Genomic DNA, 19,103 nt, shown 5'->3' with positions numbered 1-19,103 from the left:
TATACAATACTCATATCTCGCGTCCATCACCCACTTTCCGCTCTTCCCACCAGCTATACAGCACGGGGACAATAAACAACGTGATCAGCGCCACGGTCATTCCCCCAAAAGCAGGGATGGCCATAGGGATCATGATATCTGCTCCTTTTCCCGAAGAGGATAACACGGGAAGCAACGCCAGCAAGGTCGTGGCGGTGGTCATCAGACAAGGCCTTACCCTACGCATACCTGCTTGTAAAACCGCTTGGCGAACTTGTTTCCGGTTGTTGATTTTTTGTGCCTCGAAGCGCTGTTTGAGATAGGTAGCCATCACCACCCCATCATCGGTTGCAATACCAAACAAGGCGATGAATCCTACCCAGACAGCCACACTTAGGTTAAATTGCCGCATCTGGAACAATTCCCGCATGTTGGTTCCGAGGAAATCGAAATTCATAAACCAACTCTGGGCATACAGCCAAAGCATTAAAAAGCCGCCGGCAAATGCCATCGCAATGGCTGTAAAAATGAACATGGAGGTGGCTACCGACCGGAACTGGAAATACAAGATGAGGAAAATGATGATTAAACAGAGGGGGATGACCAATGCCAGCCTTTCCTCTGCCCGCACTTGGTTTTCATAAGAGCCTGAGAACTTAAAACTTACCCCTTGTGGGACGTTTAGCTCGCCTGATTTTATTTTACTGTTTATATATCGTTGTGCGTCCGCTACTACGGTCACCTCGGCAAACCCCTCTTTTTTATCCAATAATACATAACCTACAAGAAAAGATTCCTCGCTCCTTATCATCATGGGCCCCGGGCGATAAATTACTTCCGCCATTTCGCTCAAAGGCACCTGTCCACCATCGGATGTGGTAATTACCACCCGCTTGATGGCTTCTGGGTCATTGCGAAATTCCCGGGCATAACGTGCCCGGATGGAATACCTTTCCCGGCCCTCTACCGTGGTGGTCATCGCCATTCCTCCCAGTGCTACCTCGATATATTCCTGCAAATCATCCACATTCAGCCCGTAACGGGAGATGGCTTTCCTGTCCAAGTCAATTTCTAGGTAAGGCTTTCCGAGGGACCGGTCAGCAAAAACAGCCTCTGGCTTTACCGAGGGCACCTCTTTCAGTATGTTTTCCAACTCCAGGCTAAAATCCTCAATGGTTTTCAAGTCCGGCCCGTAAACCTTTAATCCCATAGGGGCCCGCATACCCGTTTGTAGCATCACCAATCGGGTCTCAATGGGCTGTAGTTTGGGAGCGGAAGTCACCCCCGGTATGTTTGTTACCTTTACAATCTCATTCCAGATATCATCAGGCGAATGTATATGATCACGCCATTGGCGATGGTACGCTCCGTTTTTATCGGCTATCAACTCGCCCTGCTCATCGCGTACGAAATCACCTTTTTTATCCGTTTTGAAGCGCATCTTCCGGCCAGCGGCATCGGTTTTATATTCAGGTTTATATAAGATCACGTTTTCAAACATCGACATGGGCGCGGGGTCCAATGCGGTTTCTGCCCGACCGGCTTTGCCAACCACCGTTTCCACCTCGGGTATGGCGGTAACCAGCATATCCAGTTGTTGAAGGATTTTCTTGTTGGCCTCCACTCCGGAATGTGGCATGGAGGTAGGCATCAACAAAAAGGCTCCTTCATCTAATGATGGCATAAATTCTTTACCCATGGCTGGGAACGTGTGGGACAGCCCACTGTAGATGGAAGTGGTACGGATATTCCAGCCCAATTTGTCAAAGGCCGCAGCCGACCAACCAAATAGCTTATCAAAGCCCAGCCAGACCATGCCCCCAAAAAGGATGATAAGGGCAGGTAGGAGCAAAAACTTCTTTTTATTGGCAAGACACCAGCCAAGCATTTTTGGATAATACCGGATAAACACCGTAAACATACCCAAGGTAACCCCTACAATGATGACAATGAATAAAAAGTTGATTAGCGTACTTACTTTTACCCCAAGAGGAACCCATTGCTCCGCGAGCAGCCATGAAACCCCTGCCACGGCAACGGCCATGAGGGCAACTGTGTGATAGCGCGCGTATCTTTCGGGATAATAGCTATTCAGCAAGTTATTTGCGGCTAGCAGGATTAGAATAACCCCAGCCAGTGGCAGTATAAAGAGGGCTGTCACGCCCACCGCGGCTAGGAGATAGTTTCCCGTGCGTTTCCAAAAATCACCCTGCTTCTTTCTATTGATTCCAAATACCAGGTGCGAAAAGGCGGGCATGATGACGAGGGTAAAAATAAGCGCTGCCACCAAGGCAAAGGTCTTGGTCCAAGCCAGTGGGCCAAATAATTTACCTTCTGCGGCCTGAAGGGTAAATACGGGAATAAAACTCACAATGGTAGTGGCAACGGCAGTTAGAATGGCTGTTGCCACTTCGGTCGTCCCTTCGTAAACCGTCTTTAACAAGGGCTGTCCCTGCGGGGCTTCATCCATCTTTTTGAGGATATTCTCATTGAGGATAATCCCCAAGTCTACCATGGTACCGATGGCGATAGCGATTCCGGATAGGGCCACGATATTGGCGTCTACCCCAAAATATCTCATGAAAATGAAACACATTAATACGGCAAGCGGCAATAGGGTAGCGATAAGCAAGGACGCCCGGAGGTTATATACCATGACCATGATGACGATGATGGTGATCAGGATTTGTAGGGTAATGGCATCGTTAAGTGTCCCGAGGGTTTCCTGGATAAGCTGTGTCCTGTCGTAAAAGGGAACGATGGTGACTTTGGATGTACGGCCGTCTTCCAGCTTCTTTTCCGGCAATCCGGCAGCTATTTCAGCGATCTTCTTTTTTACATTTTCGATCACTGCCAAGGGATTGTCCCCATATCGAGCAATAACTACCCCTCCAACGGCCTCTGCTCCGCTTTTATCAAGTATACCCAGCATGGATCTTTCGGCTGGGCCGATATTTACCTTGGCGATATCCTTGATTCGTATGGGCACGTTGTTTGTCGCACGTACCACTGCGTCTTCAATATCTTCTATTTTTTTTACATAACCCAGGCCCCTGACGAGGTATTCTACCTGGTTTATTTCTACCGTATTGGCACCCACATCCCTATTGCTTTTACGCAGGGCTTCCATCACTTCCATCATGGAGATGTTGTTGGCCTTCATGGCATTGGGATCCAGGTCTACCTGGTATTCTTTGATGTATCCGCCTACGGTGGCCACTTCCGATACGCCTTCAGACCCGGTAAGGGCATAGCGTACGTAGTAATCTTGTATGCTTCGGAGTTCGTGTAAATCCCATCCGCCGGCAGGCTTGCCCGCTTTATCCCTTCCTTCCAAGGTATACCAATACACTTGTCCTAGTGCGGTGGCATCGGGCCCTAGCCTAGGCTGTACTTCTTCGGGCAGTAGTCCGGCAGGTAGTGCATTGAGTTTCTCGAGGATGCGCGACCGGCTCCAGTAGTATTCCACATCCTCCTTAAAAATGACATAGATACTCGAAAAACCAAACATGGAGGTGGAGCGGATGGACTTTACTCCCGGCATGCCCAACATCGCCGTGGTCAGCGGATAGGTAATTTGGTCTTCCACATCTTGGGGTGACCGCCCCATCCATTCCGTAAAGACAATTTGTTGGTTTTCGCCGATATCAGGTATGGCATCCACAGGCACCGGATCGCTCGGCAAAAAAGGGATTTCCCATTTAAAGGGAGCTGTGGTTAGTCCCCACCCGACAAGAAGTAAGGTCAGTAACAGGGTTACCAATTTATTGTTCAGGAAATATTTTATTAGCTGATTTAACATAATACGAAGTTTGAATGAACAAAAATGATTTGCTCAAAGACATAGCTTGTCTTTATGCCCCTTACGGATAAGCAAGGGACATTTCATCGTATATGTTTTATATGAGGAATGATTGAAACAAGATCTGTGTGTCCTGTTTCAGTAGCGGAGGGGAGTAGTTGGCATACTGTTGCGCCTTGGCTTCCCGGGAAAAAAGAAATGAACCGATGTAGGTTTGGACATAGGCAACAATGAAGTTGAGGTTTACATCAATAGATGGGGACTGAACCTTGAAATCATCATCCAACTGCAATAGCTGATGTTGGTTTTCACAACATGGTTTCGGCATAAACCTCGTATTGTGGTCCTGATTGTTGTCATATTCACCTTCCATGCTTCCGCTCTGCTCAGTCGCCATGCCGCAATTCAGATGAGCGTTACCAAGGGAAAGCGTGCTTTTTACCGCATAACCACCACAAAAATGCGTACTCATGGCAAACCCCAGGTAGGAAACCAGTAGGGTCATGGAAAGCAATATGGCAATCACTTTTTTCACAATACACAAACTTAGATAATTTCGCTTATTTATGCAACAATTATATTTGCATAAATAAGCGAAATTATCGATCTCTCCGCTGCCGCTAAGAAGCAGCATTTATAGCGGAAACATACAAAAAAATTTCATAAGCGTAGTGATGAGTTGTTCATTATCCGTAATGCGGCATTCCGGTACGACCTTAAAAAGATGCGGGATTTTACTGAAAGCTATCGGGAAGAGTATCGAGAAGTTTTAGCTGTTGAAAAGAAATATGCCAACCATCACGCAGTTAAAAGAGTTATACCGGCTCAGTGATACTGACCACGAATCAACCTATCGACTAATAGCCAACAAGTATTTGTCGATTGTGGTGCCACTGGATAAACCTGCCGCCTATTACCTTGCTGGCCAGCCGGGGTCCGGCAAGACGGCACTGAGGAAATTGCTTTATGACGGGCTGGCCGGTAACTCGGTTATTCTGAATACGGATGACCTGAGGGAATATCACCTTGAAATAATTTGATGGAATAATAGTATCAATGGGGAAACGAAAGCGGAGGTAAATAAGCTGAATAAGAAAAGAACTGATGAGTAACGTTTGGTCGGTTCAAAGAAAGTGACGCAATAAACTATAAACCGATTATCCCAGAAACCAAACCAATGAACCTAAATGAATTATGGCCGTAATTAGATTTCCAAAAGAACAGCAGCTTACAGACTGGATACAAGTATGCTGTTCACTATTATTCGTGGTAGCCTCATTTTGGGCTTTGTTCACTTAGAGAAATCAAAAAGAGTAAGAAGTTGAAATTTGGGAACTTCGAATGCGTCAAGACATTTTGAGACATTCATGAATATCTACGCGATTAGTGAAGAAGGGCTGTCGGATGGTCAAAAGAGGTGCAGTTACATTAAAATAGCCTAGGGTAATATGATAAACCGATCATGAAAAATTGTTGGATATTGTTCACCCTAACCTGTCTTACGGTATTGTCCCTCAAAATATTTTGGATGGTTCTATTGTTATTCAAAATGTCATACGCGGAAAATTTGATTTCCAACTGCTCCTTTTTAAGCAGGCGATAATACACATCGACGTGCCAAAGATGGAGTTGTTCAGCGGGTAGTCCCCTCGTGGAAAAATGTTTGCGCTCCAACCTACTGATCCACGTCGTACGTCTCGGCCACGTCAACACCGCGTCTAGGCCGACACTAGCGCTATTTGTTGTAGTGCTGTTCAGTCCCGAAGCGGTCCAATAAGAGGTAAATGATCCAAGGAGTCCTATCTTAAACCGGTCGGACAGTACATAATCGATCTCTGGTCGATGAGACATCATCAACCGGCTATTTTTATGCCGGACGTCGTTGTTGAAAAAATATCGGTGCCCGCCATTAATCTGCGATATCAGACTAATGTTCAACGGTCTACCCCATACGGCCCTACTCCTTCTATACTGATAAAGCGCACTGAATGATGAAAGCCCGGCCGTGTTGAGCATTTGGCTCAACCGCTCCCCGTCTGGCAAGTACGTACTGCTATTCGCATGCTGGTTGCGGTACAACGAATAGGTGACCTTAAGCCTTTGACTCATGTTTTTCACTTGGTGCAGATCGGTATATTCAAGTGAAAACTGGTACTCTTCTTCGGGTTTCAGGCCCCTATTCCCGATTTGATTGAAGTCTTTTTGGGTGGTGTCTACCAAGGCGATCAATTGGAGGATATGGGGCTGGTTAACCAAGGTCTTATAAGCAAGCGTTAGCGACTTGTTCGACAGCTGGCGAAATCGTCTATACTGGACACTGGCCGATGGCAGCATATAAAGCATGTGTTTGTCGAGCACCCGAAGTTCGTGGTTGGAGGTATTTTTCCTGGAAGTGGTCTCCAACCCCAATGCAGCATTAAAATGCCACCTATTCTCCCCCCCTCCGATCCGTTTGACAAAACCTCTGGAGGCCGTGATTTCCGGAGTCCACATGATTTCCCGCAACCGGTCCGAATAAGAGATCGCTTGGTTCTCGACGGTATACCCGTCTGTAGCCGGGTCAAAAAACAGGTCTTGCTGATCTTCGTCCAGCCAGCGGGCCTTAAGGGTATTACGAAGGTCAAACGATACACCGATACCCCTGACGCCCATGGCATTTAGTAGTCCATCCAGGCCAAGGACGGTATACATTTCATGCAGCTGGTTGCCTTGATTATTCCGCTTTAGGCGATCAATAGGGGCGCCATCGCTAAACAAAATATCCTCCTGTTGATCCTGCTTTCGGCTTTCGGTCTCAAATTCATAGGACAGGTTGAACTTTATTCTGCCTGGTGTAACTCCCTGACGCAAATCGAAGCCTATTTTTCCTGTACGATTCTGCTCATCGTTGAACAGGTCTTTATACAAGTCAGCCAAGTTTTGCCCCGATTGGTCGGTTACTTGCCGATTAAGCAGCTGGCTCCGTGACGTCTTCGACCGCTCAATTTGCGAGTTAATCCTGAGCGCCCATTTCCGATCTTCATACCGGGCAGTGCCCAGGTACGATTGCCTGACGCCATGCGTGTTGTCCTGTCGGCTTTCTGCGATTTCCTGTACGTTGCCTTCGCCGAACTGGCGGATTTCACGCACATCTGTCAGCGTTTCGGATTTCCTGTCGTCGTGGAGCAGTTCGAGATTGGTCCTGAGGCGGTCATTCCACCGCCGTCCAAATTTGGTACCCGCAATAAAAAAATCATTTAACCCTCGTTGATCAAACCTCGGGGTATTGGGTTCTAGGTCCTCACCGCCCGCCTTGTAGACATTGGCTGCCAGGAAATCACTAGCGTTACTGACAACCTTATTCGTGTTGTTCGAGCCGGCAAAAAGGCTGAGTTGGTTCTTAGGGTCGAATACGTTGACCAAAACAGTCCGTTCTTTATGGTTCTTGGTTCCTTCACCAAGGGACACCTTCCCGAAAAGCCCCCTTTTTTTGTCGTTTTTGAGGATAATGTCCATTTCCAGCGACTCCTCTCGGTCTGGGGTATTGGTCGGACTATCGTACACTTTTACCTTGTCGATAGCATCCGACGGTAGGTTTCGGGTAGCGATCGCTGGGTCCGCACCAAAAAACGGCTGCCCCTCTACCAGTACCCTGTCCACCCTTTTGCCATTGACCGTAATCACGCCATCTCCCCAGACGGCGACACCCGGCACTTTGGTCAACAAATCTTCTACCACGGCATTAGGTTGTAAATCGAATGCTTCCGGGTTGATGACCAGTGTGTCATTGTTCATCATTATCGGGGGGCGGTTTACAGCCACTTCCGCTATCAGGTTTGATACGCTTTTCATTTGGATATCACCCATAACGATATCCGTTGGGGTAGACGGCCGGTTAACGTCAACTTCAACCGTGCCGTACCCGATGTGAGATAGCCGCACTTGGTACACGGAATCGACAAGCGGTACTTCAGCAAGGTTGAAAAAACCGCTGTTATTGGTAAAGCCATATTTCAATAGTTTACCCTCGCCTTTCTGGTAGATGCTCACTGTAGTAGCTGCAATCGGCTCTTGTCCGATAGAGTCTACCACGCGGCCGCGTATGACGACCTTTTTTTCCGTATTAGATTGACCATAACCACACAAGCTACTCCATGAACAGAAAAAAATTACAACTAGACACCTAGTCACTTAGAAGGGCTTTGATGTTTCTTAAATATGCATCAGTCTGATCGGGGAACTCTTTAAAGGGAACAAATACCTTATTCACCCGTGCATCACCGGACAACACAAACAGGAATGGTAAGTTCTTGTTTTCCAAGCTCAGCCCTAGGCTGTTATCAACAACAAAATACGATAGAAAATTCATCTTCCTGTTTTTATACTTTAATCTAAATTCCCTCCCTGCCATCCCGTCTATGATTAGGCAAACTTTGTCTTCATCTCCTTCATAAATGGTATGCAATTTTTCCAATACCTGATCAACACAAAGATGGCAATCATACTGGGAATATCTAAAAACCAAAAGTGGAGATCTTTCCGATAAATCCTTAACAGTGATCTCTCCATCATTCAAATCTTTTATATGAAGACTTTTATCTATTGCCTTTCCGGCATTGGGGATAACAAGTTCGGGATAGATTTCCCAAAAAAAAGTCCTCTCATCACTTTCCATTTCCTTTTGTACACCTACGTCTGTTTCACCAGACCACCGCGGCAGCCCAACCCCTAAGGCTACCAATGCGATGGCCAGAAGGCCGTAAAGTATCAGGATATGGCGTTTAGTTTTTGATGACATACTTCAGTCTATTCAGTTTTGAATTATTGCTTCAGGTACGACAACCTCAGAATTGGGTTATGCGCTTCGCTTTCCATCAGCACATTTAGGTGTTCGGGAAACAAATTTTTTCGCGTTGATCGTGGGGTTTCTTCGTATCGTCTTTTCAAAGCAAGGAAAGACACCTCCGAAATCAGCGCGCCCTCGTCTACCGCTAAAACAAATTTTCCGTGCTCCGTCACTGGCAGGCCCAAGGCCGAATCCTCGGTTTCTTTCAGGTTAAAGACCTCGTATGTAGCCAGATTGTATAGAAAAGCACTCCCTTGAATACTGGGAGAGGTATAGAAGGAAAGCCAATCTCCAGAGAGGTAGACCTCCCGTATCGAATAAATAACGGACCTGCTTGCACTTAAATAGTCGCGCCATTTCCCATAGTATATGGGATTCGTTAAAAAATCGGAAGGAAGTGTATTTAGAAGAGGCAAAATGATTTTAAACCGCTCATGAGGTACCGCATTGGCATCAAATTCGTAGATGGTATAATCGTAGGGCTGGGTAAACAACAGGCGCTTCTCGCCAGACGAATAAAAGTATTTTGGTACGCCGAATAAATTAATACTCTTCAATGTTGAATCAACAGGTAGATAAGCGCCGAGGAGCTCACCTGTCGTGGTATCATACCGGGCAATATTTTCGAAACGTGCGCGATCATCATCACTAGTGGAATACCGGGGATGATAACAGATTCTGAATTCGTTGAATAGCGTAAAATCTCTAAAAGAAACCGTGCTGTCGGATTCCGTCACATCGATAAAGCCCCCATCCAATCCAAACGTGTAGGCATAGGAGGTCATAAAATCCTTAAATGAGACGATATTTCCAAACCTATCGACGGTGAACCTATTGACGCTCTTAAAAGGTTCGTTTTTGTTGTTTTTGTCTATCTTATGGCTGAAGCTACCATCGCGATTAAAGAAAAAGAGGCTGTTCATCCCGCCATCTAAAATAATATAATAGCTGTTGGTTACCTCCATCTGCGAAATAATTGAAAACGCAGAATGCTCATTGGTCTCTAAGGGGATATAAACGATAGAATCAAACAGCATGGCATCTGTACCCCCACTCGCCGCGGCAGGGTCTATCCGGATTTCAGTAGCTGCTGAGGTCGAATCGTGCTTGGTTAGGGTTTCACTCAAGCAAATACTCGCCAGGACTGCCCCATGGAACACGAATAAAGCAAGCTGGAGAAGAACCCTGCTAACTATCGGTCTCATAATTAATGGATTTCTTTAATTTTGTCAATACCAAGACCGGATTTTGGTTATTTCCTCGCTTATAGTACTCCCGCAGGTGATCGGGTAATGACGCCAAATATCCGGATATGCTAATATTAGTATTCAAAGCCTGGATCATTCGCGTGGAAGGGATTACTGATATCAGCCTGTTATTATCAACACCCAAAACATCAGTACCTGCTATGGGCAGATAAAGTGTCGAAGAATCAGAAAGATAATTTCTAAAATTAATCAAAACATCGGTATTAAGATCATAAAGAAGAGTTTTGATATATTTAGAACCTATTAACTTGAAATACAAAATCTTACCTGTTTTATACACATCGGTGATTAAGTATACTCGAGATTTATTATCGTTCGTATAAGCACGCCTTTTGCTACTGTATTTATTACTTGTCAAGAAATCCGACGGAATCCTGAGGTTTTCGGGCAACGAAATCTGAAGGTATGCATTCATTTCCCCATTATCCCCAAACGTATAAATGGTATAATCATACGGTCTGGAAAACAACAGCTGCTCAGTTGATTGAAAGAAGTATTTCCGCGCACCATATACATCATCTTGGTCAATGACCGACGGATCAAAATATAGATAGGAAGCATTCTCTCTTCCATTCTCCGTTACGGTAATACTACGACCCTGGGGCTTTTTGGCCATAGAATTATCATAAGAAAAATAGTCAATTTTAAATGTATTCAAATAATGCGATTCACGAATTGTATAATCTACCGGCTCCTTTTTTCGTGTTTTTATAAAATTTCCCAATAAATCAAATTCGTAGATATAAGGGGATAGTGCATCAGGAAATGATAAAATTTCATTTTCAGTATCTATCGTAAACTTCAAAATACTCTTGAAAGGAATTGGGATATCATCGTTTTGAGCACTGATCTTTCTGACAAAACCTCCATTCTTTCTAAAAAACAAAATTTCATTCGTAAACTTGTCCAAAATCACAAAAAAATCCCCAGCAATCTGAATTTGGGATATCTCCCCAAATTCAGATTCATGCGTAGTTTCTAACGCAATGTATTGTACCGAATCAATAAAATCCTTCGTATTTAACGATACGTGCTTATCAGGCCGTATATTCACTTCAGGCACATCAGACAGGCTTTCCATCTGTTGGTTGTCCTTCTTCTGCCCCTTAAAATCTGTACATGCCCCCATTAAGGATAGAAAAGCGGTCGAGCAAAGTGTCGAAAAAAGGAAGTGCTTCATACTATGCGCTATCCAATTAGTCGTTTACACACTCAGGATCATCTTCTTTTGTACAAGGTACAAAAAAATTGTTACAACCAGAACCCAACCCTGTAATCTCTTGTTGTGTACAACTATGGCGCTCATCTCTTGAGTACATACAATCGATATTATACAATATGGCGGGCTCCGAACCCACATTATACTCGTACAGCGTACCTTCAAGGAGACCTTCAGTATTCCACAGTCGCTCAGACCTCACCAGTTCACATACAGTACACTCTACTTCCACGATTTCATCCACCTTAGCATAAGATGGAAGTTCAAAGCTATCTGTTTCACATGGAACATACGCAGCCGGCGCCTCAGGATCAGTAGAAGTCACAAAACTCGATAGCGTTACTAAACAAAGGCTAAAAACTGCTAATACAGAAAGTTTAAATTTAGTTTTCATAATTTTTGAATGATTTAGTGAACTTATTTAGTTATAATTTAAATGAATACACAGAAACAAAAAAGTGTCAAAAAAAGCTGCTTTTATATCTTTAGTTTCCTAAAAGATAAGGCTTTCTCTACGTTTATAGCACTATTAACAAAGATAAACATTAATTTGATAAAACCAAATTGTCATAAATAAGCAAAATTATTCGATATTGTCTGTTTGCAAAGGCACTCATGAATGCTTCGCAGTTATCGATCTCTCCGCTGCCGCTAAGAAGCAGCATTTATAGCGGAAACATACAAAAAAATTGATTGAAGTGTTTTATAGGGTGTACGACAAATTTCCGTCAAACTCTCGACTTACGAAGTTTTGTTGGCTTTGTGCGTAGGGGAAACTTCGTCAGTCTTTACCCTGGGGTTATAAAGACTGCGCAGGTCGCCTACCCAATACCCTTTGGAGACTGGCGAAGTCAACATAGCGGAAATCTGTGCACCCTGTTTTATATAATATTGGTTTTTTCTTTCGAAATTCTGTTATCGGCTATCGGTAATCGGCTATCAGTAGCTATGCACCTCACAACGGATACCTAGCCACCAGCGGCATCATCCTGCCTACACCGAAGGCCTTGCTGCTGACGCGCAATATCGGGGGGCTTTGGAAACGCTTGAATTCAGCGGTGTTGGTCATTTTCAGTATACGGTGCACCAAGGGTTCGGCGAAGCCCAAAGCGATGATTTGCTCGGCATTTTTTTCGCATTCGATATACTGGAAGAGGATGGCGTCCAGCAGGTCATATTCCGGCAGGGAATCGCTATCCTTTTGGTCGGGTCGTAATTCCGCCGATGGAGGTTTCACGATGGTGTTTTCCGGGATGATTTCCCCATTACGATTGATGTACCGGGCCAGTTGGTAGACCTGCGTTTTATACACATCGCCAATGACTCCCAGTGCCCCGGCCATGTCGCCATATAAGGTGCCGTAGCCCACAGCGGCTTCACTTTTGTTGGAGGTGTTGAGTAAAATATAGCCAAGTTTATTGGACATGGCCATCAATAGCGTGCCCCGGATGCGGGCCTGTATGTTTTCCTCGGTTGTATCGGGATGCAGGTTTTCGAAAACGGTAGCGAGGCTTTGGTCAAATGCGTCTGCCATGGGCTGTATGTGAATGATTTCATGTGGGCATCCCATGTTTTTCGCCAAATCCTGCGCATCCTTGATGGAGTGGTCGCTAGAATATTTAGAGGGCATCAATACAGCCATTACATTTTCGGGGCCAAGCGCTTCGCTAGCCAGCGCCGCCACTACCGCTGAATCTATCCCGCCCGACAATCCTACAACCGCTTTTTTGAAGCCCGATTTGAAAAAGTAATCGCGGATACCCAACAACAAGGCTTGGTGTATCAATTCGGTTTCCAGGGGTTGTTGCAAGTGGCCTACGTCATGTACGGCGGTTATTTCCGTGCCATTCAGCTCATAGTACCGGAGATCTTCGGTAAAGGCGGCCATCATATCCACCAATCTGCCATCGGGTGAGAGGATGATGGCGCGGCCATCGAAAATGATATCGGTATGTGCGCCCACCTGATTGAGGTAGAGCAGCGATGCTTGGGCCTGCCTTGCCTGAGCCTGCAATACCCCCATCCGTTCGTTGAGGTGGTTGTATGAAAATGGGGAAGCAGCTATATTAATGACGACATCAGGATTCTCTTCCCGCAATTTATCCATCGGGTTCCTCCGGTATAGTTTAGGTTCGGTGGCATTCCACAAGTCTTCACAGATGGTAAGCGCAATCTTAGTGCCTTGATAATGGATACATCCGAATTCATTGGCCGGTTGGAAATAGCGGTATTCATCAAAGACATCGTAGTCGGGGATGAGCCCTTTGCGTACGACCTGTCGCACTTCACCATCAGCAAAGAAGAGGGCGGCATTGAATAGCGCTTTGCCTTGACCGGATGTGTTGGGTATGGGCGCGCCGATGATGCAGGCTATACCCTGGCATTGGGAGGCTATCATGGCGATTGATGCCTGACAAGCATCCAAAAAGGCTTTGGATCTCAGTAGGTCCTTAGCGGGGTATCCCCCGATGGCCAATTCAGCAAATATCACGATATCCGCGCCTTTATGCTTGGCATCGTGTATGGCCTTGATGATTTTAGTGGTATTTTGTTCGAAATTACCAATGTGGTAATTAAGCTGTGCTAAGGCAATAACCATGAGGCTTTTTGAGTAAGGGCAAAGGTCAGAAAAAGATTCCGAAATTGAAAGCTATGTACGAATTGCGGGGCTCACCAGCCCGTACGGCCCTCGTGAAACCATTGTTGAAGGTCAATCCGGTCATCATCACGAGGTTATGGTCGAGCTGCCATTCCACCCCTCCACCAATCTGTAAGGCTAGGCGGAGAAAGTCTGCACTACTACCCATCGAGTGGCGTGATGAAGCCCCGGCTTCCTGTTCCTTGGCATTGAGTTTGAGACCGGCGGTAAAGCCAAATTGCCCATAGTAGCTACGAAAATACCGCATCGTACTTTTCAATTTCACGGCGATGGGAATCTCGGCATATTGGAGGCGGTAATCCCGATCGAGGGTTCCACCCGTTGTTTCGGGCGATGGTCCAGAAGTTTCGGTATTCAGCGTATTGATGAGTAATCCCGTGGAAAAGTAATAATTTTCGGAGAAAGCGAAGTCGGCCAGCAAGCCGTAGGCATAGCCAAATTTGGGGCTGCTTTCATACTCATCATTGTCGCCATACCGCATCCATCCGATATTTGGGGAGAATGTGATTCCCAATGATATCGGCTTGTATTGATAGGTGGAACTGTAATAGTCCTGGGCCAAGCCCTTGTGGTTACTGAATACGAATGGTAGCGCTAAAAGGAGGAATAGTATTGTTTTCTTTTGCATGTTGTTGGTATAATCTGTGTAAATCTCTTGAATCAGTGTCATCAGCGTTCCATCAAAACCCATCAAATTCCTTAACTTCGTTGCCGGCTAATGAACAAAAATGATGCTCAAAATCTATCCGTTGCAAATTTATTGCTTTTTTTTGATTATTGCTTTGGTTTCTTGCAAGGGAGAAAGCCGGGTGGATGTCAGTCATATTGATGTGGATATCTCCATCGAACGTTTTGACCGAGCGTTGGACAGCCTGCATGTGGATAATATCTTTCAGAAAAACCGCGAATGGCTGGATCATTATGGTTTTTTTTACACCGATTATATGCAACATATGCTGGAAGCGGGCAATCCAATGGACAGTGTGCGGCTGGCGACGGTATTGAAGCAAGTGATAGCGACGGATGACTTCAAGGCCTTGAAGAAAAGCGTATATGAAACCTTTCCGGATATGGAGGCGCAGGAAGCGGGGCTAACTGATGCATTCCGGCATCTGAAATATTATTTCCCTGAGATCGTGATTCCCCATTTTATTGCCTTTTTTTCGGGCTTTGCCGTGCAGACGCCCATAGGAGAGGGGTATCTAGGCATCGGATTGGATATGTTCTTAGGGGCCGATTCCAAATTTTATCCTGCCTTGCGGGAGAGCATTCCTTATTATATTTCCCAACGTTTTACACCGGAAAATATCGTACCACGAGTGGTAGAAGGTTATATCCGTGAGGAGCTCTATCCACAGGATGAACTGGATGTAAGCTTACTCCAACATATGGTGTATCATGGTAAGGTGCTATACCTGATGGAAAGGACCATGCCTGATGTGGCCGACAGCTTGAAAATCGGTTACACCAGCCAGCAATGGGATTGGGCCAACCGTTTTGAACGTGATGTATGGGCTTGGTTCCTCCAGGAAAATCTACTATTTGAGGCGGATTACAACCGCATCCAGAAATACCTCGGCGAAGCGCCGTTTACGCCTGAGCTGGGTGAGCGGAATGAATCGGCACCCAAGCTGGGTGTGTATATTGGTTGGAAAATTGTGAGGCAGTATATGGAGCGGCATCCGGAAACCACGTTGGAGGAGCTGTTAAGGATAACGGATGCACAGGTGGTGTTGGATGGGGCGCGGTACAGAGGGAAATGATGATATGATGTAAACACCACACCAGCCTAAACCGGTGTGGCATTCTTATTTTGTTTTATAAACCGAATCCTATTTAGTTAACGAATTAATGTAGGCTGCAATCTTGAGCGCATCTGCTTTCGGTACATGCGGCATCGGAGGCATTTCTGTAGCGTAGCCGGGCCAGTTTTCCGGTTGGGGATTGTGGATCAACTCCACGATCTTTTCATTGGAATACTTCCGTTTTGCGATTTCCAAGTACGAAGGACCGACCTGCTTTTTTGTGGGATTATGGCAGGCTATGCAGGTGTGTCTTGATAGCAACCCTTCCACGTCCTTGAAGGTCGGCGCCTTGGCCACGGTAGGTTTTGCTGGTGTAGCTTTTACTGCTGATTTACTAGCTTGCTTTACCGTTGGAGCAGCAGGACCGGAGGGAGGTGCTGGTTCCTCAATCACCACCGGAATGGAGCTGTCTTTGGTGCTCACTTCGCTCATCGCCAGTTTTGCGCCCTGCGGTATGCTGTGCAAGGTATAGTATGCGGTGGGATGGATCAGCGAATAGAAATTGTCCTTTTCGCGGATTCCGTCCAGTATAATTGTATGGATGTAATGTTGTCGCAAGCTATCCACCATGATCCGCGCGCTTAAGCCATCGGCAGCAACCTTTACGCCTTTGATGGGGAGTGAACGCATGTCTACCGGTGGACTGCCATATACCGGATGGTACTTGTAGGTATAGCTTTCCACGCGATACGACGCGAGGTCATTGGCAGAAGCGGTATCCACCGGAAGGGTGAAGGTAATCTCAAACCCGTCGGGCATGGCTTTTACCGTTTGCATTTCAAACGGGATGTTTTTATTCCATTCCAGCCTTTCCAGCCCTTCGTTGGCGTCGCCCGCGGAACCCCAGCCACGGTTGGTTTCGCCTACGAACAATGATCCATCGGGCGCCCACGCCATCCGCAGGATGCCCGACCGGAACCCACTGCGGAACCCGATGGCCGCTCCCTGGAGCTGTCCGTTTACTTCTTCCAACATCACGCGGGACAACATGCTCATCCCTTGGTCGCCCACCAATACCTGTCCGGAGAACGGACCGAATGTGCCTTCGGGAATGACGGTAGGCTCTGATGAGGAGATACCCAGGATCCCGTGGGGCAGCCATACGGCTGGTAGGCGGAATTCGGCAAATTCCCGCTTGGCATCGAATGCAGTTTTGTGCGTTTCGTTGATGATATTCTCCGGCTTGATGTAGCGGCCCTGATCATTCTTAATGCGGCGCTCATCCATTTTCGAAAGGAATTGATCGGTAGTGAGCTTAACTGCTGATCCGGCGAAATCGATCCACCGTAATCCGGCAGGGTGTCCCATAAAATCACCTTTATTTACCTGCCACAGGCCGCCCGATGCAATCCAGTCGCCTTGGTTTTCAGTGTAGAAAAACTGCCCGTTGAGCAGGCCGGGACCCGCGGGCGAGCGCATGCCCGTAGCCCAGGGGGTCAGTTTACCGTCTTCCGTGATATTTACTGCCCAACCACGCCAAGGCACCCGGCTCTCGCCGCGCCACCATTCCTCATCGCCGAATGCCACGTTGCCGGTTACGAAAAACGACCCGTCCGGAGCGATGACCGGGCCAAATGAATACTCATGGTAATGCCCCGACAAGGGCCAGGCATAGACGGTTTCATACACGTCGGCCTTGCCGTCGCTATCGGTGTCAACCAGCTTGGTCAGTTCACCGCGCTGGGCACAATATAGCGCACCATCCTTATAGGCAAGGCCAAGGATTTCGTGCAAGCCCGAGGCGAACTTCCGGAAATATGGATTACTGCTGGTCGGATTCTCGATGATGTATACGTCGCCACGGCGTGTGCTAACACCGAGGTTACCGTTGGGAAGCATGGTCAAACCGCCCACTTCCAGGATGATACCTTCCGGTGTACGTACTTTTCGGATTCGGAAGTAGTCTTCCTCTTTGGGGCTCTCCTGAGCGGACAGGCTTAGCACCGAGGTGAGCGCGATGGCCAATGCCGCAACTAGCTTTATCTGTAGTATCTGTTTAATCTTGGTTGTCATAGTCAATTGGTTAGAAGATAATGGAATAACGGATTGTGGGGAGCACCGGCACCAACAATTCCTTGCCGTTTTGCTGTTCACGGACAATGGGTTTGCCTTTGCCAACATCTTCCAGTTTGAGGTACCAAGCTTTATCTCCGATCATGAATATCCCGTTGCCTTGATCGATGATTATTGGCGCCGCTGCCAAACGCAGGTATAAGCCCTCCGGATTGCCGGAAACCGTTAGGGTTCTGGTAAATCCCTCTCCATTGGTTAATGGGCGGATGGCATCTTCGACCTGGTCATCATAGATGCGGTAGCGGAAGGTCGGGAGGTCTTGCCCATCCAATTTGTATCCATTTGGCTTGTAACCGGTGCCTACCGTATCCATTGGCCAAGTGTCGTTTAAGGTAGCCAGTTTTCCGATGAGGAGGCTGGGTGCTCCAAAATGGATAGGGCTTCCCAGCACCCTGGATGTGCCGTTACCCCGCTCATGCCACATCGGGGTGGCATCGAGAAATCCGCCGCGCCATACCTGGAAGAGGCTGCCATGGTCAAGGTCGTATGTATAATGCACCTGCTCGGGATGCCCAGTAGAGATGGCATGCACCACACGTGGCCCACCAGGAACATCCATGAAGCTGCGGAGTGTGGTATTCACCTGAGCGTTTACCGAGATGGGATCGGGACTATTTTGACGCGCGGAAGGGCGTTCGGATAGCGCGTTGATGTTAACATCCTTCAAGGCGATTGGTCCTTGGTTGGCGGTAAAACGCACGGGAGCTTTCGCTTTTTCGGTGGTGTTTGCTGTAGGTTCCAGTTGTACATCCTCGTGGATGGTTACCCCGTTGAGTGCTGCGCGGAGCAGCCGAGCGGGAGCGATTTTATTGCCGGCGCTATCGAACTTGGGCGCTTGGAATTGAATACGGAGCCGTTGCCATAGCCCCGGTGCGCGACCTACCTGTTGCCTTGGTGGGTAGCCGGGTGTTCCGCCATTGCTCCGGGCAGTGGGGGTGGTCGTCCCTCTGCTGTCTGCCAACGTGATGGGGTAAACATCATGTAAATACAGCGTGGCTTCAGTTCCAGTAGCTAACAAGTAACTAAATTCAAGCTCGACATCGCCATATGCCATTGCGGTGACCAGATCGCCGGGGCGACTTCTCTTTTTGGGGATGTGGGCCAATACGCCCTCACCCGCTGATGCAACCATTACTTGCCGTTTGGACCAGGGGACTGTTACATCGCCTACAGACTCCCAACCTTGCGAAGGCAGGGTAAATACTTGTGTTTGGGCGCTCACGCTTGTGCAACATAGCATGGATGCACAAGCAAGTAACGCGATTGATTTGGAAAAATACCTCAATGAGATCATGACTCGGTTTGTAAGTGTATCTAAGAATTCGGCCGCTAAGATAAATTTTAATCCACTATTATCATAAAACGATTTAGCTTTTATTCTTGGCATAGCTTGGCATAGGTTAAAAAGGCGCTTCCATATATCTGGAAATTACCTATAAAGTATTTGCTTTGCTGTCAGCCTGCGTGTAGTTG

13 protein-coding genes are annotated in these 19,103 nt (G+C 47.0%); 2 read left to right on the top strand and 11 right to left on the bottom strand.

Annotation, left to right across the window (positions count from 1 at the left end; translation table 11 throughout):
- Positions 1-10 precede the first annotated feature (10 nt).
- Both NF543_RS22390 and NF543_RS22385 read right to left on the bottom strand, forming a co-directional pair.
- Entirely contained in the window at positions 11-3,781 is a 3,771-nt protein-coding gene (locus NF543_RS22390; protein WP_257670435.1) for an efflux RND transporter permease subunit, read from the bottom strand.
- 97 nt (positions 3,782-3,878) lie between these two features.
- On the bottom strand, positions 3,879-4,316 hold the full coding sequence (locus NF543_RS22385) for an HYC_CC_PP family protein (RefSeq protein ID WP_257670434.1): 438 nt from the start codon (positions 4,314-4,316) through the stop codon (positions 3,879-3,881).
- Positions 4,317-4,569: 253 nt separating this feature from the next.
- On the opposite strand from NF543_RS22385, the gene NF543_RS22380 reads away from it, so the two are divergent.
- Positions 4,570-4,821 carry a zeta toxin family protein gene (locus NF543_RS22380; protein ID WP_257670433.1) on the top strand — a complete coding sequence of 84 codons (252 nt, stop codon included), beginning with the start codon at positions 4,570-4,572 and terminating at the stop codon, positions 4,819-4,821.
- Positions 4,822-5,209: 388 nt separating this feature from the next.
- On the opposite strand, the gene NF543_RS22375 is transcribed toward NF543_RS22380, so the two are convergent.
- The 7 genes from NF543_RS22375 to NF543_RS22345 all read right to left on the bottom strand — a co-directional run bounded on the left by NF543_RS22375 (position 5,210) and on the right by NF543_RS22345 (position 14,380).
- Positions 5,210-7,852, bottom strand: coding sequence for a peptidase associated domain and porin domain-containing protein (locus NF543_RS22375; protein WP_257670432.1), 2,643 nt, complete (start codon positions 7,850-7,852; stop codon positions 5,210-5,212).
- Positions 7,853-7,943: 91 nt separating this feature from the next.
- Positions 7,944-8,558 carry a hypothetical protein gene (locus NF543_RS22370; protein WP_257670431.1) on the bottom strand — a complete coding sequence of 205 codons (615 nt, stop codon included), beginning with the start codon at positions 8,556-8,558 and terminating at the stop codon, positions 7,944-7,946.
- Between the two features lie 23 nt (positions 8,559-8,581).
- Complete coding sequence (locus NF543_RS22365; RefSeq protein WP_257670430.1) at positions 8,582-9,811, bottom strand: DUF4934 domain-containing protein; 1,230 nt, start codon at positions 9,809-9,811, stop codon at positions 8,582-8,584.
- Entirely contained in the window at positions 9,795-10,955 is a 1,161-nt protein-coding gene (locus tag NF543_RS22360; protein WP_257670429.1) for a DUF4934 domain-containing protein, read from the bottom strand. Before NF543_RS22360 ends, NF543_RS22365 begins: the two co-directional genes overlap by 17 nt.
- A 115-nt stretch (positions 10,956-11,070) precedes the next feature.
- Positions 11,071-11,487, bottom strand: a complete 417-nt coding sequence (locus NF543_RS22355; protein WP_257670428.1) for a hypothetical protein — start codon at positions 11,485-11,487, stop codon at positions 11,071-11,073.
- A 561-nt stretch (positions 11,488-12,048) separates the two neighbouring features.
- The gene (locus NF543_RS22350; protein ID WP_257670427.1) at positions 12,049-13,692 is read right to left on the bottom strand and encodes an NAD+ synthase; all 1,644 of its coding nucleotides are present in this window, start codon (positions 13,690-13,692) and stop codon (positions 12,049-12,051) included.
- 25 nt (positions 13,693-13,717) lie between these two features.
- A complete protein-coding gene (locus tag NF543_RS22345) occupies positions 13,718-14,380 on the bottom strand; it encodes an outer membrane beta-barrel protein (protein WP_257670426.1) in 663 nt (220 codons plus the stop codon).
- Positions 14,381-14,480: 100 nt separating this feature from the next.
- Here NF543_RS22345 and gldB point away from each other — a divergent pair, with 100 nt between their 5' ends.
- Complete coding sequence (gene gldB / locus NF543_RS22340) at positions 14,481-15,515, top strand: gliding motility lipoprotein GldB (protein WP_257670425.1); 1,035 nt, start codon at positions 14,481-14,483, stop codon at positions 15,513-15,515.
- A gap of 69 nt (positions 15,516-15,584) precedes the next feature.
- Here gldB and NF543_RS22335 read toward each other — a convergent pair whose 3' ends face one another.
- Positions 15,585-17,570: a c-type cytochrome gene (locus NF543_RS22335; protein ID WP_257670424.1), complete on the bottom strand. Its 1,986-nt coding sequence runs from the start codon at positions 17,568-17,570 to the stop codon at positions 15,585-15,587.
- A 10-nt stretch (positions 17,571-17,580) separates the two neighbouring features.
- The gene (locus NF543_RS22330; protein WP_257957551.1) at positions 17,581-18,852 is read right to left on the bottom strand and encodes a 3-keto-alpha-glucoside-1,2-lyase-like domain-containing protein; all 1,272 of its coding nucleotides are present in this window, start codon (positions 18,850-18,852) and stop codon (positions 17,581-17,583) included.
- Between the last annotated feature and the right edge of the window lie 251 nt (positions 18,853-19,103).

Origin of the sequence: Parapedobacter tibetensis (genome assembly GCF_024704835.1) — a bacterium.
Classification (GTDB): Bacteria; Bacteroidota; Bacteroidia; order Sphingobacteriales; family Sphingobacteriaceae; genus Parapedobacter; species Parapedobacter tibetensis.
The sequence above is the reverse complement of the archived record's forward strand: the minus strand, read 5'-3'. Positions and strand labels throughout refer to the sequence as shown.